We start from the raw sequence: 18482 nt of genomic DNA on the forward strand, positions 1-18482 counted from the left end.
CGTGCGCTGACGAAGGGCAAGCCGGCTGAAGATTGCCCTGCTCATCGCAAGGCAACAGATGCTAAACGGTAGTCCCGAAAAAAACCCCGAATATCCTCCGCCAACAATTCAGGTTGCTCCAACGCCGCAAAATGACCACCCCGAGGCATCTGCGTCCAGCGCTGGACGTTGTAGCCACGCTCCACCCAGCTGCGCGGCGGCAGCGGCAGTTCCTTGGGAAACAGCGCGACCCCGAGTGGTGGTTTCACCTTTTCACCGCTGTTGAGCAGCAGAGGCCGTCGACTGCCTTCCACATACGGGCGAAACGACGAGCCGATGCAGTTGGTCAGCCAGTAGAGCGTCACATTGGTCAGCAGCCATTCGCGGTCGATGGGGGCGCTCGGATCGCACCATGACAGAATCTTTTCGCCCATCCACGCCAGCAATCCCGCCGGAGAATCGCTCAAGCCCACGGCCAGGCTTTGTGGCTTGGTTCGCTGGATGTGCGCGTAGGCACCTTCGGCTTCGCTGAAGGCCGCGGCGCGTTGCAGGAACGCGGTTTCCTCTTCGGTCAAAGGTGGGTCGGTTTCGCCCAGGGGCGGGCGGTAGGCGCCGGGGATGTAGTTGAGGTGGATGCCGGTGAGTCGTTCGGGAAAGCGCACGCCCAACCAACTGGTGACAGCCGCGCCTACATCGCCGCCCTGGGCACCGAACCGCTCATAACCCAGCCCGGACATCAACTCGCTCCATAAACCGGCCACTTCATAAGGGCCACAACCGGTTTGCTTGAACGGCGCGGAAAAGGTGTAGCCCGGCAAGGACGGCACCACCACATCGAATGCATCGGCCGGATCGCCGCCATGGCTGGCGGGGTCCGTCAACAGTTCAATGATGCGTTGCGTTTCGATGAACGAGCCGGGCCAGCCGTGGGTTAGCACCAGCGGCATCGGACTGGGGCCAATGCCCCGCTGGTGGACGAAATGAACCTGCTGTTCGCCGAGGGTGGCGACAAATTGTGGCAGGCGGTTGAGTGCTGCTTCCTGGGCGCGCCAATCGAAGGTTGTCGACCAGTGGGTGAGGAGGTCACGCAGCACGTCCGCATCCATGCCTTCGCTCCAGCCCAACCCGGCCAAAGGCTCCGGCAATCGGACATGCAAGAGACGACGGCGCAGGTCTTCGAGTGCCTGTTCAGGCAGGCTGATGGAAAAGGGTTCGATGAGCATCGTCATGGTTTCATCATGGTTGGGTGCTGTTCACACAACAGCATCCAAGACTAGCCAGCATTTATGTCTCTATGGAACCACCGCTGTTTTTTTCTTCCTGATGTATGTTTTTCTGGTGCCTGAAGGGGGGCAGGAGGTTACGACGTGGCTTGGAATCAGGCACAAGTTTCCCTGTCGAACCTGGCCACAACCGCATTTGGGATCCGGAGCGCCAGGCGAGAACTTAAGCAGCACGTTCCCATGGAGATGTGAATGCGTGGCAGGGAACAGCGTTACGGTGTGAGGGCAGGTTTGTCGTTCTTGGGTGGCAACAATCTTCCAGTCCCATCCTGCGGCTTGGTAGGCATCTATGGATTCCTGTTTTGGATGCCCATAGACATTCCCGTTGCCCACTGACAACACAAGCTTTTTCGGCCCTCGCTTTAACGGTTTTGGAACATCCGCGACCGTTATTCTTGACCCATGGTGGGGAGCGATCATGCCAGCCAATTTCAGGCGTTTGTTTGTCTGCAAGGAGGGGATAGACGGGAAGTCCGCGTCGCCAGTCATCAAGATAGCTGGGCCCTTGCGATTGGGTTGGACAAACATTGCTATACCGGTGTTGTTTCTGTCTTGCGGCAAATGGGAGGGAGGATCGCAGGCTTCCAGCCAACCCTCGGAGAAATCAATTCGGCGGCAATTGTTTGGCCATAGAAGCATGGCTGGGATTCCAGGAAAGAGATGAACCTTGGTCAATTCGCGATAGAAACTCATCGCCAATGGACCGATCTGGTGCGCTTTGGTCTGAGGTGCGCGTCCAATCCAGAACCGCTGGAGCGCTTGCGCGTTCCATTCGTGCTTGGTCGTCAAGTTCGTTGGGTTGAATGCGCTTCGCTTGATGGCATAAGACCAGTGGTCCATATCCCAATGGGACAGGACTACTGGCGCTACTGTGCGTCTGTCGCAGGCAAAGAAGTCCGGCTGTGAAGGCGGTCGGGTAAAAGAGTGGAAGTTGGGGGCCCAGCCTAAGTCAAAGAAAACCCGGGGATGCTCGTACTGGTCAACTATGGCGTTGCAGTTCCCCTGGCCCACATCATAGGCGGCAGCGGCGAGGTCGCCCGACGCACGCAGAGAGAAATCCAAGATCGCAGCAATAAAAGTCGCCGGTGTTCGAGCCTCTCCAGAGAGCGTCAACATCCTGTATTCATCCGGTTCCAGTTGCGCTGGAGTCAAGCTTGTGATGTGAAGATAAATAGACTCAGTGTTATCCCCAAACATCACCACCTCGGCGGGAATTGAATGGGCAGCGACGTGTGAGGCCACCTCGATGCTCACCCATTGGCCGGTATATTCGGCAAGGCCGGAGAACAGCTTCGCTAATGAGTTAAAAGTGGTGCGTAAAGCAAGCAGGTCAAAGATTTGTCCGTCGCTGAAGGTTCTGGCGAATCCATCGAAGATCACCCATCCGCCGGTTTCTTCGTTTTGCTCATCGCGCTCTATTTCGAGGAGTGCCGTGAATTGTCGACGTTTGCCTTCGAAAGCGTCATGTTCCTTCGTCTCGTATTCGCCCATTTTGCGTCCTTGCTGGATTCACCGGCTGATAATTGGCACCGCGCGTATCGCGTCGGCGTCCTGCCGAGAATAATGGCCACCTGATATTGAATAGGCAAGAGAGCGTTGCGTTGAGGTCCGGCCTTACTTTTTTGGGACGATTCAGGGGGCACGTTCCAAACGTAGTGAATTCATAAATAAGTGCTGGGTCATAGTGGGTGGATGGGCTCCATTTCGAGTGCCTCTCAGTCTTCTCTTTCAACCAAGGACGGACGATGACCTTCTTTATTTTTCTCCTCGCCTGCTGTGCTGCTGCAAGCACGGGCGTCATTTTCAAACCGGGCCCATGGTACGACTCCCTGGTCAAACCCAGCTTCACGCCGCCTAACTGGCTGTTCCCCGTGGCCTGGTCGATTATTTATCTGCTGCTTGCCTGGGCAGGGTACCGCCTGAGCCTGATACCGGGAAGCCAGTTGGTGTTGTCGTTGTGGGCGGCGCAGATTGCGCTTAACACGTTGTGGACACCGGTGTTTTTCGGGGCGCACCAGATGATCGCCGGCATGGTGATCATCACGCTGCTCTGGCTGGTCGTGGCCGCGATGGTGGTGTTGGCGTTGCGCCTGGATGTGATCACCGGGATGATCCTGTTTCCCTACCTGGCGTGGCTTTGTGTGGCTGCAGCGCTGAACTTTTCCATCCTGCGTCATAACCGCTGATGAACAAACCAAGCGCCATGACGCCATGCCCAGCGAACAAAGATTGATGGCCGAAAAGCGACAAGTTGGCGTGGGTGTCGCCCCGGTGTCTGTACGGATCATTCGGCCCTCCGTTCCATTGATCTCCCAATTGCCTTCGTGGATTACCCGATTGTGCAAAGCTGCCAGTGCCACGGCCTAGACGCGTCCGGGAGGCAGGACGCCATGCCAACGTGGCGAAATCAGGCAAAAAGGCGGCGCTCACAGGTAACTGACTCGGGAGCGTAGGCAGGTAACGTGGCCCAACGGTTTATCTAGGAGAGGGGGCTTTGTCGTCAACTACCCACCGGATTCTGTGAAGCTCCAAATTGGAAGACGACCTTGAATTCAATCCGGCCATACTCCTCTTCAGGCGGATCTTTCTTGAACACTTGGCCGTTCTGTGTATTCCCGTTGATCCTTAGAACACCTGATCCGACCTCTTCAACGATGCCCTCCAGAAAGCCGGATGGGTTCTGATCGAATTTTTGAATGTAGCCAAGTTCAAACGTGACGCTCGCTAGATCCTGAAGGTTGTAACGGTAAGGGCCTACCTCCCAACGTTTGTGAAACACCAATTTCAGCAAGGCCCGCGGTGAATCTGAACTTCCACTTTCTATGTTTAGCGTTCGACCTGGGCTGTACTGAATCCTCGGCTCGTTAACTTTCGTGGTTGTTTTCCCAAGCGTGTATTCAAAGGTGTGCAAATTTGTTGTTTCGTTTGATGTGGCCATGACAGATGCCTCACAGGCGAGTAATGGTGGCGCTGATTCAACCCACCATCAGTAAATGCTCCGGAACCGGATTTACCTACTGTCAGAGTTGACAGTTATCGTGGTCCATCGATAAGCGGTCGTCGCAAGTGTTTGCCTTTGTCCGCAACAGGTTGCTGGCCGTGTCCATACCGCATGTGCCTGCCTGGCCTCCGCACCCAATCCCGGTCGAGCAATTGATGGGTTGCTTGCACAGTCCACGCGGCAGCCCTGTTTTCCATTTCCCATAAATACCTACTTTCCAAGCTGGCACTAACCCTTAGCTGCGTTGTCAGTAGTTGGCCCCAGTACGGGCGGAGTTCGCCACAGATGGCGACAATGTCAGCAGCATGACGCTCTTTTTTTGACGCCTTCGGGCGAATGACTCGCGATGGATTGCGCCGGGGCCGTTATTTCCTTTTGCGGGTTGACACTCTATGGGTTTTTTTCTCGATCCACGGCATGACATCGACGCCGCTTTGCTAAGTTATCGGCGGGTGTTCTGGTCCCTGGGCTTGTTCAGCGGCGCGATCAATCTGCTGGTGCTGGTGCCGTCGCTGTACATGATGCAGGTCTATGACCGCGTCCTCACCAGTCGCAACGAAACCACTTTGTTCATGCTCACCTTGATCGCCCTCGGGCTGTTCATGTTCAGTGCGTTGATCGAGTGGGTGCGCGGCGAGGTGATGATCCGCATGAGCGCCGGGCTGGACGATGCCTTGGGCGAGCGGATTTTCGATGCGGCGTTTGCCCGCAGCCTGCGCGAGCACAACGCCAACCCGGCGCAAGTGCTGAGTGACCTGGCGACCCTGCGGCAACTGATTACCGGCCAGGGCCTGATCGCCTTGCTCGATGCGCCGTGGTTGCCGATCTTCCTGCTGGTGGCGTTTATCTTTCATCCCTGGTTCGGCGTATTGACGCTGGTGCTCGCCGTGTTGCTGATCGGCCTGGCGCTGTGGGGCGAACTGGCGACCCGCACGCGTCTGGGGGAGGCCAACCGCCTGGGCGTGCAATCCTCGATCTACGTCAACAGCACGCTGCAGAACGCCGAAGTCATCCAGGCCCTGGGCATGCTCGGGCCGCTGCGCCAGCGCTGGAGCCTGCTGCAACAACGGATCATTGCGGCGCAGGCCCATGCCAGCGACCGCGGGGCGCGCATCACTTCGGCGACGCGTTTCGTGCGGATTTCCGGCCAGTCCCTGGCCTTGGGATTGGGCGCGCTGTTGGTGCTTGAAGGGCAGCTCTCGGCGGGCATGATGATCGCGATGTCATTGCTGTTGGGACGCGCCCTGGCACCGGTGGAAATCGCCATTGGCTCTTGGAAGCAATTCAATGCCGGTCGCCAGAGTTACCAGCGCCTGAGCCAGTTGCTTGACCAACACCCCCGTGATCGCTTGCGCATGCCATTGCCGCCGCCCACGGGTGCGGTGCGCCTGGAGCAAGTGTATGTGGGGCCGCCCGGGGCTTCGCAGCCGATCTTGCGGGGCATCAACTTCAGCCTCGGCAAGGGCGAAGTGCTTGCGGTGGTCGGCCCCAGTGCCAGCGGCAAATCTACCTTGGCTCGCGCGCTGGTTGGCGTGTGGCCGGCCATGGGCGGCTCGGTGCGCCTGGACGATGCCGAGATCAGCCAGTGGTCCCATGATGCGCTGGGGCCGTACCTCGGTTATCTGCCCCAGGACATCGAGCTGTTCGACGGCAGCGTCGCCGATAATATCGCCCGCTTCGGCGAACAGGACGCCGACAAGATCATCGCCGCCAGCCGCCACGCGGGCATCCACGAAATGATCCTGAGATTTCCCAAGGGCTACGACACGCCGCTGGGCCCCGGCGGGCTGGGTTTGTCGGGCGGCCAGAAGCAGCGTCTGGGCCTGGCGCGCGCGCTGTATGGCAGCCCGTCGCTGATCGTGCTCGACGAGCCCAATTCCAATCTGGATGAAGCCGGCGAACTGGCGCTGGTGCAAGCCATCGGTGTGCTGAAGGCTGCCGGCAGCACCGTGGTGTTGATCACCCACAGGCCCAACGTGTTGGCGGTGGTCGATCACATCCTTGTGTTGAAGGACGGCACTCAACAAGCGTTCGGCCCGCGAGACCGGGTGCTCAAGGCGCTGATGCCGGGGCCAAGGCCAACCGCCGTGCGGGAGGCAAGCAAAGATGCGTGATTTGAAACCGACCGCCGCGGCCCACGGTGAGCATGGCTTGAGCGTGCTCAGCAGTAACACGCTGCCCAGCGCCAGCACCGATGCGGGCGGCGCGGCGCGCTACGGCGTGGTTTTCCTGGCCCTGACCCTGGGCGGTTTTCTGCTTTGGGCGTGCCTGGCACCGCTCGATCAAGGCGTGGTCGGCAGCGGCACCGTGGTGGTGGCGGGGGAGCGCAAGGCGGTGCAGTCGCTGGTGGGCGGTGTGGTGGAAAAACTGCTGGTCAGTGACGGTGACCGCGTGAGCCAGGGACAACTGTTGGTGCAGCTCAACACGGTGCAGGCCCAGTCGCAGTTGGACGTGACCCTGGGCAAGCTGCTCAACGACCGCAGCATCGAGGCGCGGTTGATGGCTGAGCGCCTGGGCGCTAACGAAATCCAGTGGCCGCAGCAATTGCTGGAGCGCGCCGACGAACCACGCGTCAAGGCAGCCATGGCCCTCCAGAGCCAACTGTTCATGACCCGACGTGCCGAGCTGGGCAGTCGCTTGCAGATCATCGAGCACGAAATCGGCGCCTTGCAGCAACAGTTGCAGGGCTACGAAGGGGTCAAGCGCAACTACGACGCGCAAATGCGCTTTCAACAACAGGAGCTCGTGGGGCTGCGGGAGCTTGCCCGCGAAGGCTACGTGCCGCGCAACAAGCTCTTCGAGGCCGAGCGCAACGCGGCGCAACTGGCCGGACAGATCGCGTCCGGCATCGGTGACGTCGGCCGCACGCGCCAGGCCATCAACGAGAGTCGGCTCAAGGCCTTGCAGGCGCAGCAGGAATTCCGCCGCGATGCTGAAACCCAGCTTAGCGAAGTGTCGGCCGAAGCCGCCGGCTATGCCGATCAGATCCGCGCCTTGCAGTTCGAAGTCGACAACGGTGCGATCCGCGCGCCGGTGGCGGGCCAGGTCATGGATTTGTCCATCCATACGGTGGGCGGCGTCGCCCAGGCCGGGCAGACGCTGATGCAAGTGGTGCCGTTGGACGCTCCGATGGCGATCACTGCGCGGTTTGATCCGTTGATGGCCAACAAACTCACTCCCGGGCTGCCCGTGCACGTGCATTTCACCGCCCTGCAACGGGTGGATACGCCGACCGTGACCGGCACGGTCACCACCGTGTCGGCGGACCAGTTGATCGACGAGCAGACCCATCAGCCGTACTTCTCCGCCAAGGTCGAGATTCCGGCCGAGACGGTCGCCTCGCTGCAAGGAGCCGGGCTGCTGGTGCGTCCCGGCATGCTCGCCGACGTCACCGTGGTGACGGGTGAGCGCACCTTGATGAACTACCTGATGAAACCCCTGCGCGAACGCTTGCTGGCTGCCTTCAAAGAGGAATGAGCATGACCGACCGTTGCCGTTACGGCGCCCGTGTGCTGTTGAGCCTGTGCACCAGTTGGGCGGTGATCGGCCCCGCCTGGGCGGCAGAGGGCGGGTTGAGCCTGACCGCCGCCTACGATGCCTCGCGGCTCAATGATCCGACCTTGCAGACCGCGACCCACGCCTACGACGCGTCACGGCAGGAAGAGGCGATCGGGCGTGGCGGGCTTTATCCGCAAGTGTCGCTGTCATCGCGTTATGGCTATGGCGGGCGTACGGATGGCGGCGATGACAGTGGCTATGTCAACAGCAACGATTACCAGGCGAACAACGTCACGTTGGCGGCGCAGCAGCCGCTCTACGACAAGGGGCGCTGGGCGGCGTATCAGGAAGGCAAGGCGCGGGGTGTGCTTGGCACCCAGCAGTTCGATGTGGCCAGCCAAGCCTTGTTCGATCGCGTCGCCAAGGGCTACTTCGACGTTGCCCGCGCAGAGAACGAACTCAAGTTGATCGCCCAGCAAAAAACCGCCATCCGTGGCTTGGTCGTCCAGAGCAAAAAGCTCTATGAGGGCGGCCAGGGCGCGATCACCGATATCGACGAGGCCCAGGCCCGGCTCGATCTGGTGGAGGCCCAGGAAACCGAGGCCCAGGCGCGCCGCGTGGCCGCGTTGCGGGCGTTGTCGGGGCGTACGAGCGTGCCCATCGACGACATCCAGCCGATGCGCGAAGAGTTGCCCGCCGGCAGCCCGATCCCGCCCGAGCAGGATCTGCTGTACTGGACGGCAATCGCCCGCGAGGCCAGCCCAGAATTGGCGGCACGGTTGGCGGCGGTGAAAGTTGCCGAGGCCCAGGCCGACAGCCAGCGCGCCGGGCACTATCCGACGTTGTCGCTGACCACCCAGTTGACCCGTCGGGAAACCCGCCAGTACCAGGAACTCGATCCGCGCCAGGACACCTATTACGTTGGCGTGCAATTGGACATTCCGTTGTATCGCGGCGGCGCGGTCCGCGCCTCGGTAGCCAAGGCCGAGGCACAACTGGCCGGTGCCCAGTCGGACTATGACGTGCAGCGCCAGGAACTGGCGGAATCAATCGAGACCGATTACCTGGGCGTGGTCGCGGGGTTCGCCAAGAGCAAGGCGATGCTACGGGCGGTGGAGTCCAACCAGCGGGCACTGACCTCCACCGAGAAAGGTTTCCAGGGCGGCGTGCGGTCGACCGTCGATATCCTCGACGCCCAGCAACGGTTGTTCCAGGCGCGCCGGGACCTGCTCGATACCAAGCTCGACATGCTGCAAAGCTATGTAAGCCTGCACACCCACACCGGGCAGATGAACCGTGCGGTGCTGCAGCAGGTGCAAAGCCTGTTTTAAGAGCAATGCGGGAACAGGGCTTTTGTGGCGAGGGGATAAATCCCCTCGCCACAAATGACAGCAGCCCCGAAATGCTCAATCAGGCAGTAAAGTCGCTGGCATGCAGCTCCTTGACGCCCACCAGTTGCACTTCGAACTCGGCGGTGGCGTCGGCGTCGACGCTGCCGTAGAGGATGCCGTCGACGAAGCGCAACTGGCCCGTGGCGTTGGCGTCGAAGGCGTTGCTGCCGATAAACGTGAATGCATCGATATTGGCGGTCAGCGGATTGGCGTCCAGGCCGGTGAAGTCCAGCTTGTCCAGTTCGGTGCTCTTGAAGCCGTTGATCACATCCCGTGCCGCGCCGACGTCCATGTCCGACAGGGCGCCAAACGCGTAGGTGTCCGCGCCGGTGCCGCCGGTGAGGTTATCGGTGCCCGCGCCGCCGATCAGCCGGTCATCGCCCGAGCCGCCCACCAGGGTGTCGTTGCCCGCGCCGCCGTTGAGGATGTTGCCGGCGCTGTTGCCCGATAACGTATCGGCGTAGGCGCTGCCGGTGAGGTTCTCGATGAACTTCAAGGTGTCCAGCCCGGAACCCACGGTGTTTTGTTGCGCGGATGTCGAGAGGTTCACGGTCACCGCGGCCATGGCTCGCTCGTAGGAGACGGTGTCGCTGCCATCGCGTCCGTCGAGGATGTTGTCGCCGGCACCGGCGAACAGAACGTTGGCCAGCGCATTGCCGATCCCGTTGGCGGCGCCAGGGCTGTCGAGGTACAGGTTTTCGACGTTGTTGCCCAGGGTGTAGGTCGCCAAGCTGCTGTGGACGCTGTCGATTCCGCCCGACACCGGATTGCTGCTGTTCTCGATCACGGTATCGCTGGCGTTGTCGACATAGTAAGTGTCGTTGCCGTCGCCGCCGCTCATGCTGTCGGCGCCTGCGGCTCCGTTGAGCACGTTGTTGGCGACGTTGCCGGTGATGAAGTTGCGGCGCTCGTTACCGGTGCCGTCGATGTCCGAGACGCCGGTCAATACGAGGTTTTCCAGGTTGGCGCCGAGGGTCCAGCTGACCGAGGCCTGCACCGTATCGATCTGCGAGGTGGAAGTATTGGTTTCCACCACGCTGTCGAACGCGTTGTCGACGATGTAAATGTCATTGCCATCGCCACCGGTCAACGTGTCGGCGCCCAGGTCACCGTCCAGTGTGTCGTTGCCGGAGCTGCCCACCAGGGTATCGGCCTGGTCGGTGCCGGAAATCATCCCGCCTTCATTCTGCGCACCGTCGAAAATATCCTGCACGCTGTTGTTGTCGTTGGGGTTGCCCTGGAAACCGAGGTCATCGGCGATGTAGTCGGCCAGGCGCTGGCCGACGATTTCCGCTGATTCTTCGTGCAGGTGCCAGACGTCGTCGGGGTAGACCAACGGGTCCACTTCATAGCGCAAGGGCAGGTCGTTGTAGTCCACCGCCAGTTTCACATCGGCGCGCTCGGCGGCGATGGCTTCCTGGACGGCGCGGACATACCCCACACCCTCGACGATGGCGGCGATTTTTTCCTCCGAGTAGCCACGGGCGCGCGCGGCGTCCTGCTCATAGTGGCCGGTCTCCATCATGTACACGGTGAAATTGCCGAACTGGGCGTGCAGGTAATCGAAGACCTTCAGCGTCGCCGCCTTGTAGGCCGCCGCGGCGGCTGCCTTGTCGGTTGAACGGGCGATTTCCTGGGCGGCTTCCTCGCCCTGGCCCCAGATGATGCCCATGGTCACGTTGTCGATGGATTTGAGTTCGGTGAGCTGATCACGCAACAACGTCACGGCCCGCAACAGCGCCGGCCCCGGTTGGTTGGTGTCGGTCAGCCACCAGCACAATTTCAGTTCCTCGGCCCCTAGCGTCGACAAACCGTTGACCGTGCTGCCGCCGACCGCGATGTCGATGCCGTTGCCGTCGGCATCGTTGAACTGGCTGCGCACGTCGTAGGTGGTGTACTTGCTCAGGTCGTTGACCAGCATCGAGGTGCCGGATTGATCGTCGTCCTCGCTCATGCGCAGCAGGCGCGCGTTGGACTGGCCGAGCGTCGGCAGGTAGAGGATGTCCTGCTGGGCGCGCTCGCCGAAGACGAAGTCACTGGCGGTCAGGGTGTTGAGGTAGTTGCCGCTCAGGGCGATTTCGAAACGGTTGCCATCGGCGTCGGCCTGGCTGGACTTGACGTAGGTCTTGTCGCCCGCCGCGTTCAGGGTCATGTAGAGCGTGCCGTTGTTGCCGTCGCCGAGGCCAAGGAAGCCCAGGCCGGACACGTCGATCTTGTCCACGCCCACGGTGAAGTCATAGATCGTGTCCGTGGCCGTGACGCCGCCGGTGTCATAGTCCCGGTAGCTGTCGGACAAGTTCTTGTAGCGGAAGGTGTCGGCGCCGTCGCCGCCATACAGCGAGTCGCGCCCGGCACCGCCGTCGACGATGTCCGCGCCGGTGCCGGCCTTGATGGTGTCGTTGCCGCCGAGCCCGAGGATCAGGTCGGCGCCTGCCGTGCCGTTGAGGCTTTCTGCATTGGCCGTACCGGTGATGGTGTTGGCCGGCGCATCGGCGACCACCAGCGCGAAGCTGTCGCTGACCGAAGCACCCGAAGGATCGGTGGCCTTGATCAGTACGTCGTAGTTGCCGGCGGCGGTGTTGGTGGGTGTGCCGCTGAAGGTCAGGTTGGTGGCGTTGAACGTCAACCATGAGGGCAGGGCGCTGCCGTTGGCGAGGGTCGCGGTGTAGGTCAGCACATCCTGGTTGGCGTCGCTGAAGCTGTTGCTGGCGACGGTGTATTGGAACGGCGTGCTTTCGCTGGCGTTCTGGTCCAGGAGCGGGATGACCACCACCGGCGCCACGTTGGTCGGAGTGTTCTGGTCAGCGAAGACAAAGTGATTTGCGGTCAGGCTGCTGACGAAGTTGCCCGCCATCGAAATCTCGAAGCGGTTACCGTTGGCATCGACCGTGAGGTCCTTGAGGTAGGTGCGGTTGGTCGACGAACTGTAAGTGACCTGCAGCGTGCCGTTGAGCCCGTTGCCCAGGCCGGTATAGCCCAGGGCCGCGACGTCGATTTTATCGGCGGCCACGTCGAAATCGAGGATCTGGTCACTGGCGCTGGTGGAACTGGTGCGGTAGCTGTCGAGTTTGGACGTGTAGCGGAACACGTCGGCGCCCGTGCCGCCGGTGAGTTTGTCCACGCCGGTGCCGCCCACCAGGATGTCGTTGCCGGCGGCGCCGTTGATCGTGTCGTTGCCCGCGCCGCCGAAAATCTGCTCGTTGGCGACCGTGCCGGTCAACGTGTCGTTGTTCGGCGTGCCGTTGATCACAACGGACGCGGGCACGTCTTGCACGGCCAGGGTAAAGCTGTCGCTGACGGTGGCGTTGCTGCCGTCGGTTGCGGTGACCTGGATCGAGTAGGTGCCCGATGCCGTGTCCGGCGGAGTGCCGCTGAAGGTGCGCGTGGCGGCATCGAACGTCAGCCAGCTGGGCAGGGCGCTACCGTCGGCCAACTTGGCGGTGTAGCTGAGGCTGTCGTTATCGGGGTCGGTGAAACTGGTGGCCGGGACCACGTAGTTGAAGGGCGTTTTTTCGGTGGCGTTCTGGTCCAGCAACGGCGTGGCGACGACCGGTGCCTGGTTGGTCGGCGAGGAGGTGGCGAAGACGAAGTTGGCGCTGGTCAGGGTGCTGAGGTAATTACCCTCCAAGGCTACTTCGAAGCGGTTGCCATTGGCGTCGGCTTCGAGGGATTTGACGTACGTCTTGGTACCCGCGCTGTTGAGCACCAGGTACACCGTGTTGTTCTTGCCGTCGCCCAACCCGGTGAAGCCCATGGCGGAAAGGTCGATCTTGTCGGCGGCGACGTTGAAGTCGGTGATCACGTCGCCCAGGTTGGCGCCGCCGGTATTGTAGTTGCGGTAGCTGTCCAGCCGGTCGGAAAACACGAAGGTGTCCGCCCCGGTGCCGCCCGTGAGGGTGTCCATGCCGGCGCCGCCGTCGAGCTTGTCGTCACCCGCGCCACCGCTGAGGCTGTCGTTGCCCGCGAGGCCGAGCAGGGTGTCGGCGGCGTCGCTGCCCAGCAACGAATCGCTGCCGGTGGTGCCGGTGATCACTCGGTTGAAGATGAAGTTGTTGGCCGTCAAAGTGCTCGCCAGGTTGCCCGAGAGAATCAACTCGAAGCGATTGCCGCTGGCGTCGGCGTCGTAGTCCTTGATGTAGGTGCGGTCGCTGCTGGCGTTGTAGCTGACCTGCAAGGTGCCGCCACGGCCGTTGCCCAGCCCGGTGAAACCGAGGCCGGCGAGGTCGATCTTGTCCTGGGTCACATCAAAATCGGTGATGGTGTCGTCGAAGCTGGTTGTTGCGTTGCGATAGCTGTCGGACTGGCTGGTGAAACGGAACGTATCGGCACCGGTGCCGCCGGTAAGTTTGTCGATGCCCGCGCCACCCACCAGGATGTCGCTTCCGGCCGCGCCGTTGATGGTGTCGTTGCCGGCCGCGCCATAGAAAATCTCGCTGGCGCTAGTGCCCGTGAGAATGTCGTTGCCCGCGGTGCCTTGCACAGTGGTCATCGGCACCGTGGCGCTGACGTAGCTGCCGTCGCCGTAGACCAGCGTGGCGCCCTTGCTGGTGTGGCTGATGGTGTTGGCGATGATGGCGTTGCGATCGGTGCCGTCCTCGTTGCGCTCGGCGACGCCGTAGGTGGACAGGTCGCTGCCACTGATGACGTTGCCCTGGATCAGGTTGTCGCTGCCGTTGAAGTACTTGCCGGACACCCCGAGGGTATCGTCGTAGGACTGGATGATGATTTCCGGCACGGCGCTGCCCAACGAGTTGTTGTTGAGCGTGTTGTCGAGCACGTCGACGTGGTTGCTGCCGTAGATGCGAATGCCGGCACTGGCGTTGTCATGGATATCGACACCGGTCACGGTCACTTCGCTGGACAGCTTGATCAGCACACCTTCAGCGCCGTTTCCGTATACCTCGCCGCCGGTGATGGTGATGTTGCTGGGGGAGGGGATGTCTTCGCTGCCGCGCTGCACCACGATGCCGTTGCCGCCATTGTTATAGGCGACGTTGTTGGTGAGGGTGAAGTCGTGGGTGCTGGTGACGACGTTGAAACCGTGGCGGTCGTTGTCGTAGGCGATGTTGTTTTCAAAGGTACTGTCGCTTAGGAAGTCAGCGACAAAGCCATCCAGGCCGTTGCCATGGGACACGCTGTTCTTGATGACCATGTTGACGGTTTGCTCGTGGGGGTCGAAGCCGTACCCGGAGCAATCCTTGATCTCGACGCTGTCGAGGGTGACGTTGGAGTCGTAGCCTTCTTCGCCGGGAATATAACCGTTGAACCAGCCATCCACCTTGCCGGTGGTGGCGTCGCGGTTGCCGTCGATGGTGAGGTTGCTGACCCCGAAATCGTGGGTTTCCTCGCCATAGGCCGAACGGATGATGCCGGTGATCTTGGTGTCCGAGCCATCGGCCAACTTGACCGTGGTGTCGCCCATGCCGTCGCCGTACAGGTAGACGTTGCTCTTGAGCATCAGGCAGCCATCGGACGGTTCCTCGCCCCCCGAAACGATGTAGGTGCCGGTCGGCATGTACACCTGCCCGCCGCCTGCGGCCGCTGCCGCATCGATTGCACTCTGTATAGCCGCCGTGTCGTCAGTGACGCCATCTCCTTTGGCGCCAAAATTTTGTACATTGAAAATCATGGACTTATCTCCGTATCAGGCTAAAAACCTCGTTGGATGCCAATATTCCATCGGCGACCACGGTGTTATGACCCAACGGAGCGAAAAAGTTGTGACCGCGTATCGGTGAAGTGTCAAAAAACTGATAAACGGTTGGATGCGTTTCGAATGTGTAACGTTTCATTGACGCTTTTTCGGGCGAAACATCGAACCCTGTGTGCGAGCTTGCTCGCGATAGCGGTGTATCAGGCACTTTTGATGTAACTGATCCGACGCTATCGCGAGCAAGCTCGCTCCCACAGGGGACTGCGCTGGCTTGGCCTTTCCTTGATTGGCATCAACCCCACCTAACGGCCCGCGCGATACCCTCGAATAAACCATTCGCCCCGCCGAAAAAGGGCTGTCATGACCTATCCGCTGTTTCTGACCTTGCACTTGTTCGCCGCGCTGATTTTCATCGGCACGGTGTTTTTCGAGGTGCTGTTCCTGGAGAGCATCCGCAAGCAACTGCCCAACAAAGTGATGGTGTTGCTGGAACAGGGCATCAGCCGGCGTGCCCGGCAATTGATGCCGTGGGTGCTGCTGGTGTTGTTCGGTGCGGGCATCGCCATGGTCTGGCTACGCTATCGCACGGTGCTGGCGGCGCCGTTGCAGTCTTCGTTCGGCATTTTGCTGGGGCTCAAGATCCTGCTCGCCATGAGTGTATTGGGGCACTTTCTCTGGGCCATGTGGTTGTTCCGCAGCGGGCGCATGAACGGTCGTTACGTCCAGGTCATTCACACCAGTGTGTTCCTGCACATGGTCGCGATTGTGTTGCTGGCCAAGGGCATGTTCTTCCTCACCTGGTAGCCGTTGCCGGGCGCTTGATACAGGTCAAGGTGTCCGCACGGGATAAGCCCGACACTGTCGCCGCGCAGCCACTCGGAGATCGTCATGTTCGACCTGTTTCAAATCCTTGGTGAGCGTGCCGCGGACCGTGCGCCGGTGGCGACGGATGTCGATTGCCCGGTTGGTACGGAGAAGTTCCACAGCGGCATCGGCTCCCTCGACCTGCTCAGGGGCTTGCGCGCCAGCCGGCAGAAACGTCGCCCGCTGTCGCTGGCGGTGCACTTGCCGTCGCGCTTGCGGCTGGCGTCTTGTTCGCCGCTGGCCAGCGTGTGTCAATGCGGTGAGATCGAGGGATACCTGCAACGCCTGGCCTATGAAGTGGGGCTGGTCGCTTGCCACCTGGGCACCGGGCGACGTGTCGAGCAGTTCTGCCTGACCGGTGGAACCCCGGTGATCATTCATCTGCAACGGCTGATGGACGACCTGCGCAAACGGTTCGATTTCTGCGAAAGCGGCGACCACAGCATTGAAGTCGACCTGCACCATACCGACTGGTCGACCATGGGCCTGATTCGCGACCAGGGTTTCACCCATGTCAGCATCGGCGTGCCCGACATCGGCCTCGACAGCGAGTTGTCGGTGGATTGCTACCAGGACCCGGCGCCGATTCATTCACTGATCGATGCGGCGCGGACTTTCGGTTTCCGCTCGATCAACATCGACCTCGGTTACGGCCACGCTTGGCAGACGCCCCAGAGTTTCGCCCGGAAACTGGCCACGCTGATCGAGCTGGAGCCCGATCGCCTGCATGTCTTCGACTATGCCCGCGCGCCTTATCGCTATCGTTCCCAGAGTGCCGGCGGGTTCGGCGCTTTTTGCAGCGAGGCGGACAAGGATGCCATGCGCCGCGACTGCTGCGATCAACTGCTCGGTGCGGGCTATCACTACATTGGCCTTGGGCAGTTTGTCCGGGCCGACGATGACCTGGCGGTCGCCCAGGAACATGGGCGGCTGCACCGCGACTGCCATGGGTTCACCCGTCACGGTTGCTGCGATCAAGTGGGGTTCGGCCTGGCGGCGATCTCCCAGATCGAAGACTTATACGTGCAGAACACCGCTGATCTGCTGCAGTACTGCCGGCTACTCGATGCTGGGCAACTGCCGGTGTGCCGTGGCTGGCGCTGCGAGGCGCAGGATCAGATCAGAGTCACGGTCACCGAACAGTTGTCCTGTGACCTGGAGCTGGAAATACCCGCCATCGAAGCACGCTTCGGCCTGGTGTTCCGCGAATATTTCGCCGACATCTGGCCGTTGCTGGAGCAATTGCATGCTCAGGGATTGATCGAGCTGTCGAGCCGTTTCATCGGCATCCTGCCCGCCGGGCGCTTGAACGTGGATGCGATCTGCAACCTGTTCGACTCCGTGCCGGTTAACGCAGCCCCAAACTCTTTTGAAAAGTTGAACCCTTGATGAATGCTTCCTGTGCTTTCAACCGCGCCCTGGTGGAAAAATACGATCGCCCGGGGCCGCGCTACACCTCCTATCCCACCGCGCCGCAGTTTCACTCGGCGTTCGCGATGGATGAATACCGCCAAGCTGCCCAGCGCAGCCACCAGGCCCCGGTGCCCAAGCCGTTGTCGGTGTACATCCATATCCCGTTCTGCCAAAGCCTTTGCTATTACTGCGCCTGCAACAAGATCATCACCCGCAAGACCCATCGCGCCGCCGAATACCTGAGCTACCTCAAGCGCGAAATCGCCTTGCAGGCGGCGTTGTTCGACCGCTCGCGCAAGCTGACCCAACTGCACCTGGGCGGTGGCACGCCCACTTACCTGACCCACGGGCAACTGGCCGACCTGATGGATTGCCTGCACCAGTCGTTCAACATGGACGACAGCGACGCCCACGAGTTTTCCATTGAGGTCGATCCACGCACGATCGATGCCGGGCAAGTCCAGGGCCTGCGCCAGCTGGGGTTCAATCGCCTGAGTTTCGGCATCCAGGATTTCGATGCGCAGGTGCAGGCGGCGGTGAATCGGATTCAAAGCGAAGCGCAGGTCGCCGAGCTGGTGGCGGCCGCACGACGGGCGCAATTCAAGTCCGTAAGCGTCGACCTGATCTATGGCCTGCCACTGCAGACCATCGCCAGTTTCGACGTCACCCTGGACAAGATCATCGCCCTGCGTCCGGACCGGATCGCGGCCTACAGCTACGCGCACCTGCCGCAGCGGGTAAGGGCGCAGCGGATGATCCGCCCCGAAGACATGCCGCCGCCCGAGCGCAAGCTGGAACTGTTGGAGCTGACCATCAATCGCCTGACCGCGGCCGGTTACGTCTACGTCGGCATGGACCACTTCGCGCTGCCGGACGACGAGCTGGTGCGCGCCCGTGCCGAGGGTTCGTTGCAACGTAATTTCCAGGGTTACTCCACCCACGCCGACTGTGACCTGATCGGCCTGGGCGTGTCGTCGATCGGCAAGATCGGTGACAGCTACAGCCAGAACGTCAAGGAGCTTTCGCAATACTACGCGCGCTTGGACGAGGGCGTGTTACCGGTCCAGCGCGGTTACCGGCTGAGCGATGACGACCGCTTGCGGCGCGAGGTGATCAGTGAACTGATGTGCCATGGACGGATTGATTTTGGCCGGATCGAGGCGGCACACGGCATTCGTTTTGCCGATTATTTTGGCGAGGCGCTCGGCCGGCTCCAGGAACTCGTGGGTGATGGGCTACTGGACATCCGCAACGATTCGCTGGTGTTGCTGCCCCAAGGACAACTGATGATGCGCAACGTGGCGATGGCCTTCGACGCGTACCTGGCAGGGGAGCAGACGGTGCAGTATTCGCGTACGGTTTGATGTTATGTCGCAGGTTCGTTTTTTGTGGCGAGGGAG

11 protein-coding genes are annotated in these 18482 nt (G+C 61.2%); 7 read left to right on the forward strand and 4 right to left on the reverse strand.

Annotated features, from left to right (window positions below; translation table 11 throughout):
• Positions 1-41: 41 nt before the first annotated feature.
• Both J3P79_RS11450 and J3P79_RS11455 read right to left on the reverse strand, forming a co-directional pair.
• Positions 42-1208: an epoxide hydrolase family protein gene (locus J3P79_RS11450; protein WP_434610555.1), complete on the reverse strand. Its 1167-nt coding sequence runs from the start codon at positions 1206-1208 to the stop codon at positions 42-44.
• A 63-nt stretch (positions 1209-1271) separates the two neighbouring features.
• Positions 1272-2753 carry a hypothetical protein gene (locus tag J3P79_RS11455; protein ID WP_434610557.1) on the reverse strand — a complete coding sequence of 494 codons (1482 nt, stop codon included), beginning with the start codon at positions 2751-2753 and terminating at the stop codon, positions 1272-1274.
• 254 nt (positions 2754-3007) lie between these two features.
• Here J3P79_RS11455 and tspO point away from each other — a divergent pair, with 254 nt between their 5' ends.
• A complete protein-coding gene (gene tspO / locus J3P79_RS11460; RefSeq protein ID WP_434610559.1) occupies positions 3008-3448 on the forward strand; it encodes a tryptophan-rich sensory protein TspO in 441 nt (146 codons plus the stop codon).
• A 314-nt stretch (positions 3449-3762) separates the two neighbouring features.
• Here the strand turns inward: tspO and J3P79_RS11465 are convergent, their stop codons facing one another.
• On the reverse strand, positions 3763-4200 hold the full coding sequence (locus tag J3P79_RS11465) for a hypothetical protein (protein WP_434610561.1): 438 nt from the start codon (positions 4198-4200) through the stop codon (positions 3763-3765).
• Positions 4201-4655: 455 nt separating this feature from the next.
• On the opposite strand from J3P79_RS11465, the gene J3P79_RS11470 reads away from it, so the two are divergent.
• The 3 genes from J3P79_RS11470 to J3P79_RS11480 are packed head-to-tail and all read left to right on the forward strand — an operon-like array spanning position 4656 to position 9092.
• Positions 4656-6377, forward strand: coding sequence for a type I secretion system permease/ATPase (locus J3P79_RS11470; protein WP_434610562.1), 1722 nt, complete (start codon positions 4656-4658; stop codon positions 6375-6377).
• On the forward strand, positions 6370-7740 hold the full coding sequence (locus J3P79_RS11475) for an HlyD family type I secretion periplasmic adaptor subunit (RefSeq protein WP_434610565.1): 1371 nt from the start codon (positions 6370-6372) through the stop codon (positions 7738-7740). Before J3P79_RS11470 ends, J3P79_RS11475 begins: the two co-directional genes overlap by 8 nt.
• Positions 7741-7742: 2 nt before the next feature.
• Positions 7743-9092 carry a TolC family outer membrane protein gene (locus J3P79_RS11480; protein ID WP_434610567.1) on the forward strand — a complete coding sequence of 450 codons (1350 nt, stop codon included), beginning with the start codon at positions 7743-7745 and terminating at the stop codon, positions 9090-9092.
• 79 nt (positions 9093-9171) lie between these two features.
• Here the strand turns inward: J3P79_RS11480 and J3P79_RS11485 are convergent, their stop codons facing one another.
• A complete protein-coding gene (locus J3P79_RS11485) occupies positions 9172-14781 on the reverse strand; it encodes a putative Ig domain-containing protein (protein ID WP_434610568.1) in 5610 nt (1869 codons plus the stop codon).
• A 384-nt stretch (positions 14782-15165) separates the two neighbouring features.
• Here J3P79_RS11485 and J3P79_RS11490 point away from each other — a divergent pair, with 384 nt between their 5' ends.
• From J3P79_RS11490 to hemN, 3 genes are all read left to right on the forward strand, one after another.
• The gene (locus J3P79_RS11490) at positions 15166-15609 is read left to right on the forward strand and encodes a CopD family copper resistance protein (RefSeq protein WP_434610570.1); all 444 of its coding nucleotides are present in this window, start codon (positions 15166-15168) and stop codon (positions 15607-15609) included.
• An 84-nt stretch (positions 15610-15693) separates the two neighbouring features.
• Positions 15694-17058: a coproporphyrinogen III oxidase gene (locus J3P79_RS11495; protein ID WP_434610573.1), complete on the forward strand. Its 1365-nt coding sequence runs from the start codon at positions 15694-15696 to the stop codon at positions 17056-17058.
• Positions 17058-18446, forward strand: coding sequence for an oxygen-independent coproporphyrinogen III oxidase (hemN, locus tag J3P79_RS11500; RefSeq protein WP_434610575.1), 1389 nt, complete (start codon positions 17058-17060; stop codon positions 18444-18446). The genes J3P79_RS11495 and hemN overlap by 1 nt, the downstream gene beginning before the upstream one ends.
• The last annotated feature ends 36 nt before the right edge of the window (positions 18447-18482 follow it).

The organism is Pseudomonas sp. R1-7, from assembly GCF_051132105.1.
Taxonomy (GTDB): domain Bacteria; phylum Pseudomonadota; class Gammaproteobacteria; order Pseudomonadales; family Pseudomonadaceae; genus Aquipseudomonas.